The sequence below is a fragment of the uncultured Alistipes sp. genome, assembly GCF_963931675.1.
GTDB lineage: Bacteria > Bacteroidota > Bacteroidia > Bacteroidales > Rikenellaceae > Alistipes.
Map to the genome: position 1 here is coordinate 582,818 of NZ_OZ007039.1, position 20,562 is coordinate 603,379.

The window sequence follows — 20,562 nt, forward strand, 5'->3', positions numbered from 1 at the left end:
ACCGGCGTGGCATTGTACGGCAAAGCCTATTCGGCATCGTGCGGGAAGTACTTCATGTACTGCACGCGCTGGTAGAACTCCCCTTCCGAAGAGCCGTAATCCATCCGGCCGCGGAACGACTCCAACGTATCGAAGCCGTGGCGTGCAGCCCACTCGTCGATGAACGACCCGATCTGGCCGATCACCTCGTAACCGTGCTTGTGGATCGCCGTGCAGACCTGAACCGCCGAAGCCCCGCAAAGCAGCGCCTTGACCGCCGCAGCACCGTCGTGTACACCCGTCGAAACCGAAATGTCCAGTTGAGGCAGCGCGTGCGAGCACAGGGCCGTACTGCGCAGCACGTGACGGAGTTCCGTCGGCTGGCTGAACGGATCCGCAGGCTGAAACGTCATTTTCTCGATGTCGATGTCGGGCTCGAAGAAGCGGTTGAACAGCACAACGCCCTTCGCACCACGCGCCAGCAGCGTGTCGCACGTCGACAGCACGTTCGTCAGGCGCATCGGCAACTTCACCGAAACCGGGATCGTCACCGCCGCACAAACCTTGCGAACGATGTCCGCATAGTGCTGCTCGATCTCGGTGGCCGAGACGTGGCGGTCCGTAGGAAGCAGGAAGATATTCAGCTCCAGAGCCGAGGCCCCGGCGGCCTGCATCGACGTCGCATAGTCGATCCACGCATCGCCCGAACCCACGCAGTTGATGCTGCCGATCACCGGAATGCCCGTCTTGGCGGCATCGGCGACCAGTTGCAGCAACTCGGCCTTGTAGGCGTCGCCCAGGTAGCGTTCGAGGTACTCCCCGGCGTCACCGTAGCCCTCCATCTTGTCCAGCGAGGCCGCCTGGCGGTAGATCTGCTCCTCGAAGATCGACTTCAGCACCACGGCGCCCGCACCCGCACGGACGCACGACTCGATATGAGCCAGGTTCGACGTGTAGGGCGAACTGCTCACAATCACGGGACCCGACAGTTGAAGTCCCAAATATTCCGTTTTCATGATTTTCCGTATTTGGTTCGTTAGACAAAAGGTATCTTGACCACTTCGGCCTTCACGGGCTTCTCACGGATGATCACCGCAACCTCCGTACCGGGTTTTGCGCAGGCCGTCTCGACGTAGCCCAGCGCCACGCCCACCTTCAGGCACGGCGACATCGTGCCCGACGTCACGTGGCCGATCTCCCGGCCGTCCGCAGCCGCCAATTTGTAGCCGTGGCGCGGAATGCCCCGTTCGACCATCTTCAGGCCCACCAGCTTGCGCGTCACGCCCTCGGCCTTCTGGCGCTCCAGCAGCTCCCGATCGATGAAATTCTTCCCTTCGGCGAACTTCGTGATCCACCCCAGGCCCGCCTCCAGCGGCGAGGTCGTGTCGTCGATGTCGTTGCCGTAGAGGCAGAAGCCCTTCTCCAGGCGCAGCGTGTCCCGGGCCCCCAGGCCGATGTTCTTCAGCCCGTATTCAGCTCCGGCCTCCCAGAGCGCCTTCCAAAGCTTCGCGCCGTCCTCGTTGGCCACGTAGATCTCGCACCCCCCGGCGCCCGTATAGCCCGTGATCGAGAGGATCGCCCGGCAGCCGGCAACCTCCATCTTCTTAAAGGTATAGTACTCCATCCCCTCGACCGGTTCGGCGCACATCTTCTGCACGATCTTCATCGCCAGCGGCCCCTGCACGGCCAGTTGGCAGATCTCGTCCGAAGCGTTGTAGAGCTCCTTGCCCGGGCCCGCCTCCATGCCGAACTCCCCGCGGCCTACGGCGCAGATATGCGCCCAGTCCTTGTCGATGTTCGCGGCGTTGACGCACAGCATGTAGGTCTCGGCATCGATCCGGTAGACCAGGATGTCGTCCACGATCCCCCCGCGCCCGTTCGGCATACACGAATACTGCACCTTCCCGTCGTAGAGTTTCGACACGTCGTTGGTCGTGATGCGCTGCAGCAGCGCTTCGGCCTTCGGTCCCTTGACCCAGATCTCGCCCATGTGGCTCACGTCGAAGACCCCGGCGCCCTGGCGCACGGTCATGTGCTCGTCGGTGATGCCCGTGAACTCGATGGGCATGTTGTAACCCGCGAATTCGGCCATCCTGGCTCCCGCGGCAATGTGATAATCGGTAAATACGGTGGTTTTCATATAGGTGGTTTGGTTATTACTCGCGGCGTTTCACGCCCAGGCGCGGGCAGCGGTGGAACTCCTTCGTGCGGTCGAACAGGTAGCGGTAGGTCGTATGGATCTTGTGCCGCGTGGCGCAGACGTAGGTCTCGATCATGCGGTTCATCACCGGGTTGAAATCTCCGATCCAGGCCAGTTCCATCGTCTTGTAGGGATTCTTGGTCAGCTCCAGGAACTCGTAGTATTTCACCATGATGGCCGACTCCACGCCCTTTCCGTGAAACTCCGGCGTGATGCCGAAGATGATGCCGAAGATCCGGTCGCACGACTTGCGGACCTTCAGGTCCCACATCAGCCGCAGCTTCTGCCACAGCCCGAACTTGCCGTTGAACTTCCCGATCAGGCGGTTCAGGTCCGGAACCGTGATGAAGAAGCCGATCGGCTCGTCGTTGAAATAGGCGAAGAAGATGATATGCGGATCGATGATCGGCTTCATCTCGCGGACCATCATCAGAGCCTCCTCCTGCGTCATCGGACGAACGCCCGAAAAGAGCGCCCACGCCTTGTTGTAGATCACCCGGAAGTTCTCGGCCGCCTCCTCCAGATTCTTCATGTCGATCGTCTCGACGCGGTAGCCCGGAACCGTATAGAGCCGTTCGGCCCGTGCGAAGATCTGTTTGTTCGCCTCCGAATTGTTCACCCGCCAGATGAAACTGTGCTGGTTGAAGTAGTTCCGGAAACCGTAGTTTTCGAACAGATCCTTGTAGTAGGGCGGGTTGTAGGGGTTTTTGTAGAGCGGCTGGAACTCGTAGCCCTCGACCAGAAGCCCCCACCAGTCGCGCCGCTGCCCGAAGTTGATCGGACCGTCCATCGCCTCCATGCCCCGGCTCGCCAGCCACATCCGCGCGGCGTCGAACATCATGTCGGCCACCGTCTGATCATCGATCGACTCGAAGAAGCCGCTGCCGCCCGTCGGCTGCTCCTCGATGGCCGCCTTCTCACGGTTGTAGAACGCAGCAATGCGCCCCACGACCTCGCCCGAAGCATCCCGGACCACCCAGCGGATCGCTTCGCCGTCGGCGAAAAGCTCGTTCCGAGCCGGGTCGAAGACCTCCAGCACATCCTGGTCCAGCGGGCAGACCCAGTTTCGGTTGCCCTTATAGATCCGTTTCGGCAGGTTCAGCCACTCCCGCTCCACGGCCGGCGTCGTCACCTCCTGCAACGTATATTTTCCCTGATTCATGATTCTACGGTTATTTTCGACGTTTCCAACGTCCAAAGGTAACAATTTTTTCCTTATTTTTGTTCATCTATCAAATTTCGAATCCGAATGAACAAAAGCCTCGAACAGTACATGCCCGACGGGAGCAAACTCCCCTACCGGTTCATGAAATACCGGATCCACAAGATCCTCCTCGTCTGCTGCAGCTACGACGGATACATCCTCGAAGAGGACGGACACATCGAATCCCAGATCAACCAGGAGTATATCGACCTCAACATGTCGAACCCCCCGTCGCTCACCCGCGTGAGCTCCACGGCCGAGGCCCTCGAGGCCCTGCGCGAAGACGACTCCTACGACTTCATCCTCACGATGTACAACGTCGGAGAGCCCGACGTCTTCGCATTCGCACACATCGTCAAGGAGCGGCACCCCAACATCCCCGTCGCGCTGCTCACCTCCTTCTCCAAGGACATCTACCGCCGCATCGAGGAGCAGGACCATTCGGGCCTCGACTACATCTTCTCCTGGCACGGAAACACAGACCTGATCATCGGTATCATCAAGCTCATCGAGGACAAGATGAACGCCGACGAGGATATTCTCGAAGGGGGCGTGCAGGCCATCCTCCTGGTCGAGGACTCGATCCGCTTCTACTCCACCTACCTGCCCGAACTCTACAAGCTGATCCTGCTGCAGAACACCGAGTTCCTGAAGGATGCCTTCAACGAACAGCAGCAGGTCCTCCGCAAACGCGCCCGCCCCAAGATCCTCCTGGCCCGCAGCTACGACGAGGCCACGGAGCTTTACGACCGTTACCGCAAAAACCTCCTCGGCGTGATCTCCGACGTGGGGTTCATCCTCCACCGCAACGACCCCTCCGACACCGAAAAACTCGACGCCGGGATCGACCTCTGCCGACGCATCAAGCAGGACAACCCCCTGATGCCCGTCCTGCTGCAGTCCTCGCAGACCTCCTTCGAGGAGCAGGCCCGCGAACTCGGGGCCGGATTCATCGCCAAGAACTCCAAGACGCTCCTCTCCCAGCTGAGCGAATACATCGCCAAGGAGTTCGCATTCGGCGACTTCGTCTTCGAAGACCCCGAAACCGGCGCCGAAATCGGACGCGCCAAGGACCTCACCCAGATGCAGCAGATGATCGCCACGATTCCCGACAGGGCCTTCGAATACCATACCTCGCAGAACCACCTCTCCAAGTGGCTCTATTCGCGCGGCCTCTTCCCCCTGGCCGCCTCCATCCGCCAATACAACAAAAGCCACTTCTCCACGGTCGAGGAGCACCGCCGCGTCCTCGTGAACCTCATCCGCGACTACCGCACGCTCCTCGGACAGGGCGTCGTCGCGCGATTCGACCCCGAAACCTACTCCGACGCCGTGGCTTTCGCCCGCATCGGCGAAGGATCGCTCGGCGGCAAGGCCCGCGGACTGGCCTTCATGAACTCCATGCTCATGAAGCACCACCAGTACGACAAACACGACAACGTCCGCATCATGATCCCCCGCTCGGTGGTCATCGCTACGGAGTACTTCGACGAGTTCATCCGCCGGAACGGACTCCAGTACATCATCTCCCAGGAGTTCTCCGACGAGGAGATCCTCTCGGAATTCGTCACCTCGACCATGCCGCAACGCCTCCAGGAGGAGCTCAAGGCATACATCCGGACCGTACGGACCCCGCTGGCCGTGCGCTCCTCCTCGAAACTCGAAGACTCCCACTACCAGCCCTTCGCCGGGATCTACTCCACCTACATGATCCCATACACCGACAACGAGGACCAGATGCTGCGACTCCTCCTGCGCGCCGTCAAGAGCGTCTACGCCTCGGTCTACTTCGCCGCGTCGAGGGCCTACATCGCCACCTCGCAGAACCTCATCTCCGAGGAGAAGATGGCCGTCATCATCCAGGAGGTCTGCGGAACGGAGCAGAACGGACTCTGGTTCCCCACCTGCTCCGGAGTCGCCCGGTCGATCAACTACTACCCCATCGGCGACGAACAGGCCGCCGACGGCGTCTGCAACGTCGCCATGGGGCTCGGGAAACTCGTCGTCGACGGAGGACGCACCCTCCGCTTCTCGCCCCGATACCCGCAGAAGGTCCTCCAGACCTCAACCCCCGAACTGGCCCTGAGCGACACCCAGACCGAGATCCTCGCCCTGAGTCTCCGCCCCGAGGAGTTCCGCACCTCGATCGACGACGCCGTGAACCTGCGCCGTCTCTCCCTGCGCGAAATCGCCGATTTCCGAAACTCGAAGTTCGTCTGCTCGGTCTGGGACCGCGAGAACGAGCGCATCTCCGACAGCCCCTTCGACCGCGGACGCAAGGTCATCACGTTCAACAACATCCTCAAGTACAACACCTTCCCCCTCGCCGAGATCATTTCGGACATCCTCCGCATGGGCGCCGAGGAGATGCGCTGCCCCGTCGAGGTGGAGTTCGCCGTCAACATGGACGTCGCACCCGGACGCAAGCAGATCTTCAACCTCCTCCAGATCCGACCCATCATCGACAACCAGGACAACCGCGCCATCGACTGGTCCGCCGAAGACCCCGGACAGGCCCTGATCTACGGAGAACAGGCCCTCGGAATCGGCATGATGGCCGACCTCGCGGACATCATCTATGTCAAGAACGGCACCTTCGACTCGCTCTCCACCGAGAAAATCGCCGCGGAGCTCCTTACGCTCAACAACCGGATGCGCGACGAAGGGCGTTCGTACATCCTCGTCGGACCCGGACGCTGGGGATCCTCCGATCCCTTCCTCGGCGTGCCCGTCAAGTGGAACCACATCTCCGAGGCGAAGGTCATCGTCGAGTGCGGAATCGAAAAGTTCGAGGTCGAACCCTCCCAGGGTACCCACTTCTTCCAGAACGTCACCTCGCTCGGCGTCGGCTATCTGACCATCAGCCCCTTCCGCGGCGACGGGATCTTCCGCGAAGAGCGCCTCGACGCCATGCCCGCCCATTACGACGGGACCTATTTGCGGCAGGTGCGCTTCGAGCGGCCCCTCTGGGTCTGCATCGACGGACGTTCGAACAGGGGAATGATTCGGGAAAATACCGATGAATGAAAAATTTCCTGAAATTTTCCCGAAAGAAGTTACAATCCATAATAAAAATTGTTATATTTGTAACAAAAGAACGCCAAACCTAAAAACTTCTGTGCTATGAACGTTAACAAAATCATGACCGACCTCGAACGCAAGCACCCCGGTGAAAGCGAATACCTCCAGGCCGTGCGCGAAGTGCTGATGACCGTCGAAGACGCCTACAACCAGCACCCCGAATTCGAGGCCAACCGTATCGCGGAACGGATCGTCGAACCCGACCGCATCTTTACGTTCAAAGTCGTATGGGTAGACGACAAGGGCGAAGTACAGACCAATATCGGCTACCGTGTCCAGTTCAACAACGCCATCGGCCCCTACAAGGGCGGATTGCGTTTCCACCCCTCGGTCAACCTCTCGATCCTCAAGTTCCTCGGCTTCGAGCAGATCTTCAAGAACGCCCTCACCACGCTCCCCATGGGCGGCGCCAAGGGCGGCTCGGACTTCAACCCCAAAGGCAAGTCCGACCGCGAGGTCATGCGCTTCTGCCAGGCCTTCATGACCGAACTCTGGCGGCACATCGGTCCCGAAACCGATGTCCCGGCCGGTGATATCGGCGTCGGAGGCCGCGAAATCGGATTCCTCTACGGCATGTACCGCAAACTCGCCCAGGAAAATACCGGCGTCCTGACCGGAAAGGGCATGACCTACGGAGGTTCGCTGATCCGTCCCGAGGCCACCGGTTTCGGCGCCGTCTATTTCCTGCGCCAGATGCTCGAAAAGGCCGGGATGGACATCAAGGGCCAGACCATCGCCATCTCCGGATTCGGGAACGTCGCCTGGGGCGCCGCCACGAAGGCCACGGAACTCGGGGCCAAGGTCGTCACGATCTCCGGACCCGACGGGTACGTCTATGACGAAGAGGGCCTCAACGCCGAAAAGATCGCCTACATGCTCGAACTCCGCGCCTCGAACAACGACGTCGTGGAGCCCTATGTCGAGAAGTTCCCCAACGCGAAGTTCTTCCCCGGCCGCAAGCCCTGGGAGGTCAAAGTCGACATCGCCATGCCGTGCGCCACGCAGAACGAGCTCGACGGCGAGGATGCCAGGAAACTGCTGGCCAATGGCGTGAAGATCGTTGCCGAGGTTTCGAACATGGGCTGCCGCCCCGAAGCCATCGACGCCTTCATCGCCGCCAGGATCCCCTACGGACCCGGCAAGGCCGTGAATGCCGGCGGCGTGGCCACCTCGGGACTCGAAATGACCCAGAACGCCCAGAAGCTCAACTGGACGGCCGAAGAGGTCGATGCCAAGTTGCATCAGATCATGTCGTCGATCCACCACGCCTGCCTGGAATACGGCACCGAGGCCGACGGCTACATCAACTACATGAAGGGCGCCAACATCGCCGGATTCATGAAGGTCGCCAAGTCGATGGTCGAGCAGGGAGTGCTGTAAAGCATCCAACCCGAAGGACAAAAAAAAGGATGACCTTGCGGTCATCCTTTTTTTCATCGTGGGCTCCCGCCCCACGCGGCGAGAAGTCGGCCGGGCCGGGAACCTGCCGGAATAATGGGACCGCCCCTGTCAATGGGCCCCGAAAGAGGACCACTCAAGATATAGGGCAGCCGTTCGCGGCTCCTTCCGGAGTTTAAGGTTCACCTTCCGGCCATCGCGCTCCACCACCCGGTACTCGGATTTTTTCTCCTGAAGCACATCCCCCACACGGTACCCGACGAGGTCGGCCGGAAGTCCTTTCCCGACATAGGTCACCCGGAGAAGGTCTTTCGAACCCTCGACCGATTCACAAAGGAGATTGGCCAGTTCCACGCGGTACGATTCTGTGGCGGGAGAATACGGGAAGCAGGCCCAAGACGCCACGGCCTTGTATTCATCCAGAATACCGAACTGCCGGTCCGTGACATGACGGTTGAATTTCAACTGATAGACGATCGGGGGCACCCGTTGGGCAGAATCCCTCAGCCGTTTGGCATCCAGCAGACTAAGTTCGAGGTACAGATCGGTCAATACCGTTGTTTGGGTATACCCGCCGCTGCGTTCGACATGGGAGTGTTCCCGCGTTTCATAATGATAATCCGTCCGGGTCCAATTATAGACCCGTCGGGTCGTACGACCGTCACTGATCACCGTCGTCGTCGGAGGGACATACGTAGCCTGAAGCGACTCGTCCTTGTCACGTGCGATCATAACCAGCAGATCGGGATCGTCCGTATCGCGTACCAGATAGGGAAAGAACTGGCGGGCAAAGACCTCCATGATCTCCTTGTCCATCAACGGGTCGTTGCCCGTCAGGACAAAATCGTAGGTATGGAACTGCTCCCAGTCGATGTCCGAATCCCAAAAGCGCAATATTTCGCCCTTACCCTGGGAGCGAGACTGCTCAAGTTGTTTCTCCGTCTCCTCCAGCAAGGAGCGGCTCGAGCACTTTTCCGTCATCAGTTGCTGGAACATCCCGGCAAGCTGCGAATCATCGCACCGCGCCGTTGAAGGCCAATGGGCCAGGTCAAGCAACCGGACCCACTCGGGAGCCTGTCGGGTCCGGAAATGGAGGTCGAACGACAAACCCGTTCCCCGACAGCCCAGCACATGATTCTCCGAGCCATCCAACAGCCGGTAGAACTCGTCTTCGGTCATGCCGCGCGTCGACACGCCATCCACCGTAAGGATCACAGTGCCGGGGACCAAGCGATAGGTTTCGGGGTCGCCCGGCTGCGGGATAACCTCAAACCAAAGGGCCTGCTGGTCGGGCATCCCGTTAGCATTGAGCACCGTAACAGGGCAGGCATCACCGGACCGCTTCTTGGCAATATAGAACGACCGCGTCACGGTCAGATACTCGGGGGCCCACCGTTCGAGGCGCTCCACTTCGAACGGACGCGGAGGCTTTGGCAACAAACGGATCGACTGGGCCGAAATCGGGGACAGAGCGGCCACTCCAACGAGCAGCGCTACCATCCTGGAAAGAATACGTAACATCTCGACAAGTATTTAAGGGTTAGAGAAGGCATGCCGATACGTTCCCGCCTCTCCCGCACAATCCCCGATCCCCTGTGTCTTACGGGCCTCCCGCACGCGACACAGCCAAGCTCCATTTTCCCCAAGGAAGAAGCAGGTAAAATCGTAATAAATATACGTTTTTTTTTTGTGTCAGGATCGCTTGACGACAAAAAAAAGCGGAATGCCGAAGCAATCCGCTCTTATCGTCCGGAGAAACAGGCTACAGCCGCGCCTTGATCGCTTTGGTAGCCTCCTCGTAGCCCGGCTTCTCCAGCAGGGCGAACATGTTCTTCTTGTAGGCCTCCACGCCCGGCTGGTCGAACGGATTCACACCCAGCAGGTAACCGCTGATCCCGCACGCCTTCTCGAAGAAGTAGAGCAGCGAACCGATCACCTCCTCCGAAATCTCCGGAATCTCCACACGAAGGTTCGGAACCCCGCCGTCCACGTGGGCCAGCTGTACGCCCAGTTCCGCCATGCGGTTCACCTCCGAAATCCGCTTCCCGGCCAGGTAGTTCAGGCCGTCGAGGTTTTCCGAATCGGCTTCGATAACGACCTTCGAGGCCGGACGGGCCACCGAAATGATCGTCTCGAACAGCGTCCGCTCACCCTCCTGGATGTACTGGCCCATCGAGTGCAGGTCGGCCGTTAGCGTCACGCTTGCCGGGAAGATGCCCTTGCCCTGCTTGCCCTCGCTCTCGCCGTAAAGCTGCTTCCACCACTCGTTGATATACTGCAGTTTCGGTTCGTAGGAGCCCAGGATCTCGATCTTCTTGCCCGAAGCGTAAAGTGCGTTGCGCACCGTGGCGTAGATCGCCGACGGATTCTCGGCGAAGGGTACGCCCTCGGCCGTCGCCTTCTCCATCTCCTGTGCCCCGCGCACCAGGGCGGCAATGTCGACGCCCGCCACGGCCAGCGGAAGCAGACCTACCGGAGTCAGCACCGAATAGCGTCCGCCCACATCGTCCGGAATCACGAACGTCGGGTAGCCCTCCTGCGTCGCCAGCGTCTTCAACGCCCCGCGCGCCTTGTCCGTCACGGCCACGATCCGCTCGGCGGCCTCCGCCTTGCCGTAGCGCTTCTCGATCTCCGCCTTGATCAGCCGGAAGGCGATGGCCGGTTCGGTCGTCGTGCCCGATTTCGAGATCACGATCGCCGCAATCGAGTGCTCCTTCACCGCGTCAAGCAATTCGGCCGTATAGTCCTCCGAAATGTTCTGCCCGGCAAAGAGAACCGTCGGGCTCTGCTGCTCCTTGTGCAGCAGCTTGAACGGGTCGCTCATCGCCTCCAGAACCGCTTTCGCGCCCAGGTACGACCCCCCGATTCCAATGCAGATCACCACGTCGGCCTTCGCACGAAGCTTTGCCGCCGCAGCGTTGATCGCGGCAATTTCCGAGTCGGTGATCGACGACGGGAGGCGCACCCAACCCAGAAAATCATTCCCCGCACCCTTGCCCGAGTGCAGCAGCGAATTGGCGGCCTGTGCCTTGGACTCCATCTCGGCGGTAATCTCTACGCCCGCCTTCGAAATGTCTACTTTTACGTTTTTCATATCGTGTCAAATTAATTTGGTTGTCAGTGCCTGCATCTCCTTGCGGGCCGATGCCCGCTCGTAAAGAACCCGGTAGACCATCTCCGCGATGGGCATCTCAACCCGGTGCCGCGTGTTGATATGGCGGATGCAGTCCGCCGCGAAGTACCCCTCGGCCACCATCGTCATCTCGTTCAGCGCACTCTTCACCGTACACCCGTGGCCGATCAGCAGCCCCAGGCGCCGGTTGCGGCTGTAGTTCGAGTAGCACGTCACCAGCAGGTCCCCCAGGTAGGCCGAGACCTGCGTGTCGCGGCGGTCCGGATAGCTCTCCTCCAGGAAGCGCGTCATCTCCCCGGCCGAGTTGGCGATCAGCACCGCCAGGAAGTTGTCCCCGTAGCCCAGGCCCACGGCCAGGCCCACGGCCAGGGCGTAGATATTCTTCAGAATCGCAGCATATTCAATGCCATAAAGGTCCGTCGAATAGCTCAGGCGGATGTTCCCCCCGGCAAAGCGCGAACCGATCAGGCGGGCATTCTCCAGGTCCGTGCACACCACCGTCAGGTAGGAGAGTTTCCCGCGCGAGACCTCCTCGGCGTGCGAAGGTCCCGTAAAAAGCCCCAACTGTTTGTAGGAGAGTCCGTAGCGGTCGTGGATATACTCCACGACCGTCTGGTAGTCGCCCGGAACGATGCCCTTGATGGCCGAAACGATGAATTTCTCCTTCAGCGAAACGGTCAGCGGAGACAGGATCTCCTTCAGGTAGGCCGACGGCGTGGCCAGGATCACCACCTCCGCATCCCGGACCACGGCATCCAGGTCGTCCGACGGCGCGATGACCGACGGATCGAACTCCAGATCGCTCAGGTAACGAGGATTCCGGCCCTCGCTCCGCAGCGACTCCAAAACCTCCGGATTGCGGACGTACCACCCCACCCGGCGCCCGTTGGCCGCAAGAAGACCCACCAGGGCCGTCGCCCAACTGCCATAACCAATTACCGCACAGCGCGCATCGGCGCCGATTTTATATTCCATACGGGAATCTGTTTATGCTACTATCCTACAAATATAGCAAAAAAAGCAGATTGTCACGCTCCCCTGCCCGGAATTTCGCCTTTTCAAATCCCGTTTTACCGGGCAAACCGCCGCCGCCGAAAAAAAATACACCTTGAGATAGACGTTTTTCCGGGGCTTTTTGCTACCTTTGTCCAGATATGTCGGCTCCCGACGCACCGAAAATCGGCAGATCCGCATATGTAATTGTAAATAACGACTTTACAAAATATAGTGTTGGGGTAGTTTTATGGGAATCTTTTCTTTGACTCAGGAGTTGGCCATCGACCTCGGTACGGCCAACACGCTCATTATCTATAACGGGAAGGTCGTCGTCGACGAACCCTCGATCGTCGCACTCGACGTCCATACCGGAAAACTCGTCGCCATCGGCCAGCAGGCCCGCCAGATGCATGAGAAAACAAATCCGAACATCAAGACCATCCGCCCGCTCAAGGACGGCGTGATCGCCGACTTCAACGCCACGGAGCTCATGCTCCGCGGCATGATCAAGAAGGTCAAGACCTCCGGAAGCCTCTTCGCACCGTCGCTGCGCATGGTCATCTGCATCCCCTCGGGATCGACCAACGTCGAGATCCGTGCCGTGCGCGACTCCGCGGAACACGCCGGAGGCCGCGAGGTATACATGATCTACGAACCCATGGCCGCAGCCCTCGGTGCGGGACTCGACGTCGAAGCCCCCGAAGGAAACATGGTCATCGACATCGGCGGCGGCACCTCCGAGATCGCCTGCATCTCCCTCGGCGGAATCGTCTGCTCCGAATCGATCAACACCGCCGGAGACGTCTTCACGAACGACATCCAGAGCTACATCCGCCAGCAGCACAACATCCGGATCGGGGAACGGACCGCAGAAGCCATCAAGTGCTCGATCGGCGCCGCCGTCTCCGACCTCGAAGAGGCACCCGAGGATTTCGTCGTAACAGGACCCAACATGCTCACGGCCCTGCCCCAGACCGTTTCGCTCTCCTACAGCGAAATCGCATACGCCCTCGAAAAGTCCCTCTCGAAGATCGATGCCGCGCTGATGAAGGTTCTCGAATCGATGCCCCCCGAACTCTACGCCGATATTGTCAAGAACGGAATCTACCTCGCAGGCGGCGGCGCCCTCATCAAGGGGCTCGACCGCCGGCTCAACGAAAAGACCGGAATCCCGTTCCACATCGCCGAAGACCCCCTGCGCGCCATCGCCCGCGGGACGGGTATCGCCCTGAAGAACATCAACCGGTTCTCGTTCCTCATGCGCTGAGGCACGGAACACGGACTTTTTGCGAAACGGATTGCGGGCCTCGGTCCGCAATCTTGAATTAAGGTCAATCCCCCGCTTTAACCGAAAAACGCCGTGCGCAAGCTGATCGAGTTCGTCCGGAGCACCTACGTCGTCGTGCTCTTCGTGGTGCTGGAAGCCGCAGCCATCGGCTACTATGCACACTCCTCCAGCTATACCCAGGCCCGGCTGCTCGCCCGGTCGAACCAGGTCGCCGGCGGTGTGCACGGTTTCTTCGCCGGGATCCGGCGGTACCTTTTCCTCGGACGCGAGAACCGGCAACTCGCAGAACACGTCGCACGCCTCGAAGAAAAACTCGCCCAGTACCAGGAAGCCGAAACCGAAGCCCGCCTCGACGCATACCTCCGCGATATAGGCGAATCCAAATACCGGTTCGCCGCCGCCGCCGTCGTCGGGAGCACCCTCAACCGGATGCAGAACCTCCTGACACTCAACCGGGGCCGCGAAGACGGCATCGAGGAGGAGATGGGCGTACTGGCCCCCGACGGTTCGCTCGTCGGATACGTCGTCGCCTGCACGGACCGGTACGCCGTCGCCATGTCGGTACTCAACACCTCCTTCCGGACCAGCGGGAAAATCGCGCAATCCGAATACTCCGGATCCATCTACTGGGACGGCGCAGATCCCGGATTCGTGATGCTCGGAGAACTCTCCAAATACGCCGACCCCCAACCCGGACAGGAGGTCGTCACCGCGGGACTCTCCGAATACTTCCCCGCCGATATCCTCATCGGATGGGTCGAAAGCGCACAACTCAACGAAACAAAAACCTCGTATACCGTCCGCGTGCGGCTCGCCGCCGAAATGTCCCGGCTCAACGAGGTCATCCTCGTCGCAGACCGCGACCGATACGAAATCCAGGACCTCCAGCACAGCGAACAGGTCGAACTTCACTCCCGAGTCAACTGACATGTACCGAACCATTCCATACATCGGGCTATTCGCCGCCGTCGTCCTCCTGCAGGTATTCCTCTTCGACAACCTCTCGATCAGCGTATACCTAAACCCCCTCGTGTACGTCGTCTTCATCGCCCTGCTGCCGCTCGACGCACAGCCCGTCACGGTCCTCGGATCCGGGCTCCTGCTCGGAATCACCATGGACTGCGCCATGGGTGCCGCGGGAATCAATACCATCGCCACACTCCCCATCGCCTTCTTCCGCCCCTCGCTCGCCGAAATGATCTGCGGCCGCGAAAACGTCCGGGAAGGCGGAATCCCCGCTCCCGACCGCCTCGGAACCCGAAAATTCTTCCTGTTCCTCCTCGCCCTGACGATCATCCACCACACGATCTTCTTCCTGCTCGAAGCCCTCTCCTGGAGCCTGATGCCCCACACGATCCTGAGAATCGTCATCAGCTCCGCCATCTCGGTGGCGTTCGGGTGGATCATCGCACGCATCTTCACCGCAAAAATCTCCGCGCGCGTATGAGGGACTCCGAAAGCTTCCTGAGAATGAGGACCCTGCAGGTCATCGTGATCTTCATCTTCGCGGTGCTCGTCGCCCGCCTGGGCTACATTCAGCTCTTCGACTCCCGCTACGCCGAACTCGCCGAAGCCAACGTCCTGCGCCACGTCGTGCAGTACCCCCCGCGCGGCGAAGTCTTCGACCGGAACGGAGAGTACCTCGTCCAGAGCCGCGAATGCTACGACCTGATGGTCATCTACCGCGAAATCGACAAACGGGGATTCGATACCGCCCGCCTCTGCGACGTCGCCGGAATCTCCCGCGCAAAACTCGAACGCGAACTGGCCAATGCCCGGGTCCGCCCGCGGGCCCCCCGCGTGGTGACAAGCTACATCCCCAAGGAGGACAAACTCCGCTTCGACGAGGGCAATTTCCGCGGATTCTACACCGTCTACCGCACCGTGCGGCAGTATCCCCGCAAGATCGGAGGCAACCTCCTCGGGTACGTCAGCGAGGTCAACGACACCTACCTGAAACGACACCCCGAATACAAGGTGGGCGATTACGTGGGCATGAGCGGCGTGGAGTCCGCCTATGAACCCGAACTCCGCGGCACAAAGGGCGTCAAGATCCAGGAGATAGATACCCACGGGGCCATCAAGGGTTCCTACATGGACGGTCGTTACGACTCCGTTCCCGAACCCGGGAACTACCTCGTCAGCACGATCGACGCCCGGCTGCAGCTGCTCGGCGAAGAGCTCATGCGCGGAAAGGTCGGGGCCGCCGTCGCCATCGAACCCTCGACCGGCGAAATCCTCATGATGGTCTCCTCGCCCACCTACGACCCCGACGAGCTGGTCGGACGCGAACGCGGAAACAACTACATGAAGATGCTCTACAACAAGCGCAAACCGCTGTTCAACCGCGCCGTGAAGGCCAAATATCCCCCGGGGTCGACCTTCAAGCTCGTCCAGGGGCTTATCGGGCTGCAGGAGGGCGTGCTCCGGCCCTCGGACCTCCACGTCTGCCACAACGGCTATCAGGCCGGGCGGCTCAAGATGGCCTGCCACTCCCACGCCTCGCCCCTCGACCTGCGCTTCGCCGTCGCCACCTCCTGCAACGCCTACTTCTGCTACGTCTTCCGCGACATCCTCGACAACCCCAGATACGGAAACGTCAAGGAGGGATTCGACGTCTGGAAGGAGTATGTCGAGAGCTTCGGATTCGGCCGCAAACTCGACTCCGACTTCCTCGACGAAGGGAACGGGTACGTCCCCGACCGCGCCTACTACGACCGCCAGTACCGCGGGTCGTGGAACTCGCTCACCGTCCTCTCGCTCTCCATCGGGCAGGATGCCCTCGGATGCACGCCCCTGCAGCTGGCCAACCTCGCCTGCATCATCGCAAACCGAGGCTACTACTACATCCCCCACATCGTCAAGAAGGTCGAGGGGCGCGATTCGCTCGACCGCCGCTTCTACGAACGCCACTACACGAAGGTCGACCCCAAACACTTCGAACCCATCGTCGAGGGCATGTGGCGCGGCGTGAACGTCGGAGGAACCTCCACGATGGCCCGCCTCGAAGGCTGGGACGTCTGCGGAAAGACCGGAACGGCCGAGAACCCCCGCGGCCGCGACCACTCCACGTTCCTCTCCTTCGCACCGAAGGACAACCCGCGGATCGCCATCTCGGTCTATGTCGAAAACGGAGGATTCGGAGCCTCGGCCGCCCTGCCCATCGCCAGCCTCCTCGAAGAGTACTACCTCACGGACACGATCCGCCGACCCTACCTGCTGGATTATGTCAAAAACATGCAAATCCACTACCCCGCCTATGACAAGTAACCGGCACAACGGTATTCTCGACGGCGTGGACCGCGGAACAGTCCTCCTCTACGTACTGATCGTACTGGCCGGATTCGTTTCCATCTTCTCCGCCTCCTACGACGACTCCGCAGCGCAGACATTCTCCTTCTCGCACTTCTACATGAAGCAGCTCGTCTGGATCGGAATCGCCTGGGTCACGGCACTCGTCGTCCTGCTGCTCGACGAACGATACTACCACATGTTCGCCTATCCGGCCTATTTCGCCGGGCTCGCGTTCCTGGTCGCCGCCCTGCTCTTCGGCCGCGAAGTCAACGGGGCCAAAGCCTGGTTCGAATTCGGTTCCGTCCGCATCCAGCCCGTCGAGTTCGCCAAAATCGCAACGGCGCTCGCCCTGGCCCGCGTCATGAGCAACTACTCCTTCTCGATCAACCGCCCCGCAGACCTCTTCAAGGTCGCACTGGTCATCTGCATCCCCCTGCTGATCATCATCCTCCAGAACGATACCGGATCCGGAATCGTCCTCGGATCGTTCCTCTTCGTCCTCTACCGCGAAGGCCTCAACAAGTGGCTGTGCATCCCCGTCCTGCTGATCGGAACCCTGTTCATCGTCTCGTTCCTCCTCTCCCCGATGATGCTCCTGCTCTGCCTGATCCTCGTCTGCACGCTCTCCGAAGCGATGATGAACGGGCACTGGCGCTCGCGCATCATCTTCCTCGCCGCGCTGATGCTCGCCTCCATCCTCCTTTGCCTGATCATGGCCCTCATCAGCCCCGGGACCCTCGACCTCTACCACAGCCTGCTCCTGATGACCCTCGCCGCCGTGGCCTTTGCCGCCGTGTACGCCTACCGGTCGCAGCTGACCAACATATTCATCACGCTCGGACTCTTCGTCGGATCACTCATCTTCCTCCCCACGACCGACTACATCTTCAACTCGATCCTCAAACAGCACCAGCGCGACCGCATACTCAGCTTCCTCGGAATCATCAGCGACCCCCTGGGCACCGACTACAACGTCAACCAGGCCAAAATCGCCATCGGATCCGGCGGCTTCGCCGGAAAGGGGTTCCTCCAGGGTACGCAGATCAAATACGGATTCGTCCCCGAAAAGCACACCGACTTCATCTTCTGCACCGTTGGCGAAGAGTGGGGATTCCTCGGAACAACCTTCGTCCTCGTGCTGCTCTGTCTGCTGATCCTGCGGCTCATGCGCATGGGGGAGCGTCAGGAGGAGCCATTCGGGCGCATCTACTGCTACTGCGTGGCCTCGATCCTGCTGTTCCACGTCCTCGTGAACGTAGGCATGACCATCGGTCTGATGCCCGTCATGGGAATCCCCCTGCCCTTCATGAGCTACGGAGGTTCGTCGCTCATCGCATTCACCATCCTGCTCTTCATCGCCGTGCGCCTCGATGCCTCCACCCGACAGTTTTCACTGAACAAATTTTCCTGACAACATGATACACTACAATCCCAAAGGTCTGACCGCCAAAGAGGTCGAAAAAAGCCGCGCCGAACACGGCAACAACATCATCACACCCCCCAAGGACGACTCCGCCTGGAAACTCCTCCTCGAAAAGTTCCAGGACCCGATCATCCGCATCCTCCTGCTCGCAGCCGTGCTCTCGCTCGCCATCGGATTCGTACACCGCGACTTCACCGAGTCGATCGGAATCGTCTGCGCCATCATCCTCGCCACATGCGTCGGTTTCTGGTTCGAATGGGACGCACAGCGCCGCTTCCGCCGCCTGAACCAGGTCAATGACGACATCTCCGTGAAGGTCATGCGCGAAGGCTCGATCCGCGAGATCCCCCGACGCGACGTCGTCGTCGGAGACGTCGTCTACATCGAGGGCGGCGAAACCGTCCCGGCGGACGGCGAGCTCGTCGAGGCCGTCTCGCTGAAGATCAACGAATCGACCCTCACCGGAGAACCCGAAGTCGACAAGACCGTCGACCCGGCGCACTTCGACCCCGAAGCAACCTATCCCTCGAATGTCGCCATGCGCGGGACGACCGTCGCCGACGGATACGGCGTCCTGGTCGTAACGGCCGTCGGAGACGCCACCGAGGCCGGGCGCGTCACCGAGCAATCGACCGTCCAGAGCGAGGAGCAGACGCCGCTCGACCGGCAGCTGACCCGGCTCTCGAAACTCATCGGCCGCGTCGGAATCCTCCTCTCCGTGCTGATCTTCTGCGTCATGCTCGCCAAGGCCGTCTTCGTCGGAGGGCTGCTCGATCAGGACTGGCTCTCGATCTCGCAGCAGGTGCTGAACATCTTCATGGTCTCGGTGGCCATCATCGTCATGGCCGTACCCGAAGGGCTCCCCATGTCGATCACCCTCTCGCTGGCCATGTCCATGCGCCGGATGCTCAAGACCAACAACCTCGTGCGCAAGATGCACGCCTGCGAGACCATGGGCGCCGTGACGGTCATCTGCACCGACAAGACCGGAACCCTCACCCAGAACCGGATGCACGTCCAGGAACTCGTCCGCTACGACGCGCTTCCCGACCGCGACTTCGCCGAGGTCGTCGCGCTCAACTCCACGGCCTTCCTCGATGCCGAAGGGCAGATCATCGGAAACCCCACCGAAGGGGCTCTGCTCGAATGGATGCGGCGCGGCGGAAACGACTACGAGGCGTTGCGTGCCGCAGCGAAGATCGTCGACCGTCTGACCTTCTCCACCGAACGCAAGTACATGGCCACGATCATCGAAAGCGGGATTTCGGGACGCCGCCTGCTCTGCGTGAAGGGTGCGCCGGAGATCGTGCGCGCGATGTGCGCACCGGACGGGCACGATGAAAAGGTTGCCGAACAGCTCGCCGGATTCCAGAACCGCGCCATGCGGACCCTCGCCGTGGCATGGGCCGAGACCTCCGCGGCGGAGTGTACGGAGGCCGTCCGGGCCGGAGGTCTGCACTTCGCGGCCGTGGCTGCCATCTCGGACCCCGTGCGCGAGGATGTTCCGGCCGCCGTGGGCCGCTGCCTGGAGGCCGGGATCAGCGTGAAGATCGTCACCGGGGACACCCCCGCTACGGCCCGCGAGATTGCCCGACAGATCGGACTCTGGGACGATGCCGTCGACGGCGAACGCAACCACATCACAGGAGCCGATTTCGCCGCGGCCACAGACGAAGAGCTGCTGGACCGCGTGCAGGAGCTGAAGATCATGTCCCGCGCCCGACCCCTCGACAAGCAGCGCCTCGTCCGCCTGCTCCAGCAGCGCGGCGAAGTCGTCGCCGTCACCGGCGACGGAACCAACGACGCCCCGGCCCTCAACTTCGCAAACGTCGGGCTCTCGATGGGTTCCGGAACCTCCGTCGCCAAGGATGCCTCGGACATTACCCTCCTGGACGACTCCTTCACCTCGATCGCCACGGCCGTCATGTGGGGACGATCCCTCTATCGCAACATCCAGCGTTTCGTGCTCTTCCAGCTCACAATCAATTTCGTGGCGATCCTCATCTGCTTCATCGGCGCGTTGTTCGGCACCGAAATGCCCCTCACTGTCGTCCAGATCCTCTGGGTCAATATCATCATGGACACCTTCGCCGCCATGGCCATGGCATCCCTGCCCCCCAGCGAGGAGGTCATGCGCGACAAACCTCGCGCCCGCGACGAATTCATCATCTCTCGGGGCATGGCCCGCACCATCGTGACGTGCGGTGGAGTCATGGCCGTCGTCCTGCTCGGAATGCTCTTCGGATGGACCCTCCGCGACGGAGACCTCTCCATCCGTCAGCTGACCATCTTCTTCTCGACATTCGTCTTCCTGCAGTTCTGGAACATGTTCAATGCCAAAGGATTCGAAACCCGGCACTCGGTCTTTACCGGCCTGAAGGGGTGCCGCGAATTCTTCCTCATCCTCGCCGCAATCGGTATCGGGCAGTTCCTCATCGTCGAATTCGGCGGCCAGGTCTTCCGCACCGTGCCCCTCTCCTGGAAGGAGTGGCTCGAAATCATCGGATGCACCTCCCTGCTGGCCATCGGCGGCGAGATCATCCGGGGAATCTGCAGAAAAAAATAG

General features: G+C 60.7%; 14 protein-coding genes. 8 read left to right on the forward strand and 6 right to left on the reverse strand.

Translation table 11 applies throughout. The annotated features are described in order from the left end of the window. Nucleotides 1-26 precede the first annotated feature (26 nt). From ABGT65_RS02475 to ABGT65_RS02485, 3 genes are read right to left on the reverse strand one after another with little or no spacing between them, the layout of a single operon-like run. Nucleotides 27-995 carry a dihydroorotate dehydrogenase-like protein gene (locus ABGT65_RS02475; RefSeq protein ID WP_346699608.1) on the reverse strand — a complete coding sequence of 323 codons (969 nt, stop codon included), beginning with the start codon at nt 993-995 and terminating at the stop codon, nt 27-29. Between the two features lie 20 nt (nt 996-1,015). Then, nucleotides 1,016-2,119, reverse strand: a complete 1,104-nt coding sequence (gcvT, locus tag ABGT65_RS02480) for a glycine cleavage system aminomethyltransferase GcvT (protein ID WP_346699609.1) — start codon at nt 2,117-2,119, stop codon at nt 1,016-1,018. Between the two features lie 16 nt (nt 2,120-2,135). Beyond that, a complete protein-coding gene (locus ABGT65_RS02485; protein ID WP_346699610.1) occupies nt 2,136-3,341 on the reverse strand; it encodes a hypothetical protein in 1,206 nt (401 codons plus the stop codon). Nucleotides 3,342-3,428: 87 nt separating this feature from the next. Between ABGT65_RS02485 and ABGT65_RS02490 the strand changes: the two genes are divergently transcribed. Further along, nucleotides 3,429-6,410: a PEP/pyruvate-binding domain-containing protein gene (locus tag ABGT65_RS02490; protein ID WP_346699611.1), complete on the forward strand. Its 2,982-nt coding sequence runs from the start codon at nt 3,429-3,431 to the stop codon at nt 6,408-6,410. A gap of 96 nt (nt 6,411-6,506) precedes the next feature. Continuing rightward, nucleotides 6,507-7,844, forward strand: a complete 1,338-nt coding sequence (gene gdhA / locus ABGT65_RS02495) for an NADP-specific glutamate dehydrogenase (RefSeq protein WP_346699612.1) — start codon at nt 6,507-6,509, stop codon at nt 7,842-7,844. A gap of 129 nt (nt 7,845-7,973) precedes the next feature. Here gdhA and ABGT65_RS02500 read toward each other — a convergent pair whose 3' ends face one another. From ABGT65_RS02500 to ABGT65_RS02510, 3 genes are all read right to left on the reverse strand, one after another. Then, a complete protein-coding gene (locus tag ABGT65_RS02500; RefSeq protein WP_346699613.1) occupies nt 7,974-9,383 on the reverse strand; it encodes a hypothetical protein in 1,410 nt (469 codons plus the stop codon). A gap of 241 nt (nt 9,384-9,624) precedes the next feature. Continuing rightward, a complete protein-coding gene (locus tag ABGT65_RS02505) occupies nt 9,625-10,956 on the reverse strand; it encodes a glucose-6-phosphate isomerase (protein WP_346699614.1) in 1,332 nt (443 codons plus the stop codon). Between the two features lie 6 nt (nt 10,957-10,962). After that, nucleotides 10,963-11,970 (reverse strand): NAD(P)H-dependent glycerol-3-phosphate dehydrogenase, encoded by a 1,008-nt coding sequence (locus tag ABGT65_RS02510; RefSeq protein ID WP_346699615.1) that lies wholly within the window; start codon nt 11,968-11,970, stop codon nt 10,963-10,965. 268 nt (nt 11,971-12,238) lie between these two features. Between ABGT65_RS02510 and ABGT65_RS02515 the strand changes: the two genes are divergently transcribed. From ABGT65_RS02515 to ABGT65_RS02540, 6 genes are all read left to right on the forward strand, one after another. Continuing rightward, a complete protein-coding gene (locus ABGT65_RS02515) occupies nt 12,239-13,258 on the forward strand; it encodes a rod shape-determining protein (protein ID WP_346699616.1) in 1,020 nt (339 codons plus the stop codon). A 93-nt stretch (nt 13,259-13,351) separates the two neighbouring features. After that, nucleotides 13,352-14,206 carry a rod shape-determining protein MreC gene (mreC, locus tag ABGT65_RS02520; RefSeq protein ID WP_346699617.1) on the forward strand — a complete coding sequence of 285 codons (855 nt, stop codon included), beginning with the start codon at nt 13,352-13,354 and terminating at the stop codon, nt 14,204-14,206. A 1-nt stretch (nt 14,207) separates the two neighbouring features. Continuing rightward, nucleotides 14,208-14,726, forward strand: coding sequence for a rod shape-determining protein MreD (locus tag ABGT65_RS02525; protein WP_346699618.1), 519 nt, complete (start codon nt 14,208-14,210; stop codon nt 14,724-14,726). Continuing rightward, nucleotides 14,723-16,549, forward strand: a complete 1,827-nt coding sequence (locus tag ABGT65_RS02530; RefSeq protein WP_346699619.1) for a penicillin-binding transpeptidase domain-containing protein — start codon at nt 14,723-14,725, stop codon at nt 16,547-16,549. Before ABGT65_RS02525 ends, ABGT65_RS02530 begins: the two co-directional genes overlap by 4 nt. After that, entirely contained in the window at nt 16,539-17,984 is a 1,446-nt protein-coding gene (gene rodA / locus ABGT65_RS02535; protein WP_346699620.1) for a rod shape-determining protein RodA, read from the forward strand. Before ABGT65_RS02530 ends, rodA begins: the two co-directional genes overlap by 11 nt. A 4-nt stretch (nt 17,985-17,988) precedes the next feature. After that, nucleotides 17,989-20,562: a calcium-translocating P-type ATPase, PMCA-type gene (locus ABGT65_RS02540; protein WP_346699621.1), complete on the forward strand. Its 2,574-nt coding sequence runs from the start codon at nt 17,989-17,991 to the stop codon at nt 20,560-20,562.

Bases quoted from the DNA above. Each gene is read 5' to 3' on its own strand.
- ABGT65_RS02475 (WP_346699608.1), bottom strand. From the start codon at position 995: ATGAAAACGGAATATTTGGGACTTCAACTGTCGGGTCCCGTGATTGTG.
- gcvT (WP_346699609.1), bottom strand. From the start codon at position 2,119: ATGAAAACCACCGTATTTACCGATTATCACATTGCCGCGGGAGCCAGG.
- ABGT65_RS02485 (WP_346699610.1), bottom strand. From the start codon at position 3,341: ATGAATCAGGGAAAATATACGTTGCAGGAGGTGACGACGCCGGCCGTG.
- ABGT65_RS02490 (WP_346699611.1), top strand. From the start codon at position 3,429: ATGAACAAAAGCCTCGAACAGTACATGCCCGACGGGAGCAAACTCCCC.
- gdhA (WP_346699612.1), top strand. From the start codon at position 6,507: ATGAACGTTAACAAAATCATGACCGACCTCGAACGCAAGCACCCCGGT.
- ABGT65_RS02500 (WP_346699613.1), bottom strand. From the start codon at position 9,383: ATGTTACGTATTCTTTCCAGGATGGTAGCGCTGCTCGTTGGAGTGGCC.
- ABGT65_RS02505 (WP_346699614.1), bottom strand. From the start codon at position 10,956: ATGAAAAACGTAAAAGTAGACATTTCGAAGGCGGGCGTAGAGATTACC.
- ABGT65_RS02510 (WP_346699615.1), bottom strand. From the start codon at position 11,970: ATGGAATATAAAATCGGCGCCGATGCGCGCTGTGCGGTAATTGGTTAT.
- ABGT65_RS02515 (WP_346699616.1), top strand. From the start codon at position 12,239: ATGGGAATCTTTTCTTTGACTCAGGAGTTGGCCATCGACCTCGGTACG.
- ABGT65_RS02525 (WP_346699618.1), top strand. From the start codon at position 14,208: ATGTACCGAACCATTCCATACATCGGGCTATTCGCCGCCGTCGTCCTC.
- ABGT65_RS02530 (WP_346699619.1), top strand. From the start codon at position 14,723: ATGAGGGACTCCGAAAGCTTCCTGAGAATGAGGACCCTGCAGGTCATC.
- rodA (WP_346699620.1), top strand. From the start codon at position 16,539: ATGACAAGTAACCGGCACAACGGTATTCTCGACGGCGTGGACCGCGGA.
- ABGT65_RS02540 (WP_346699621.1), top strand. From the start codon at position 17,989: ATGATACACTACAATCCCAAAGGTCTGACCGCCAAAGAGGTCGAAAAA.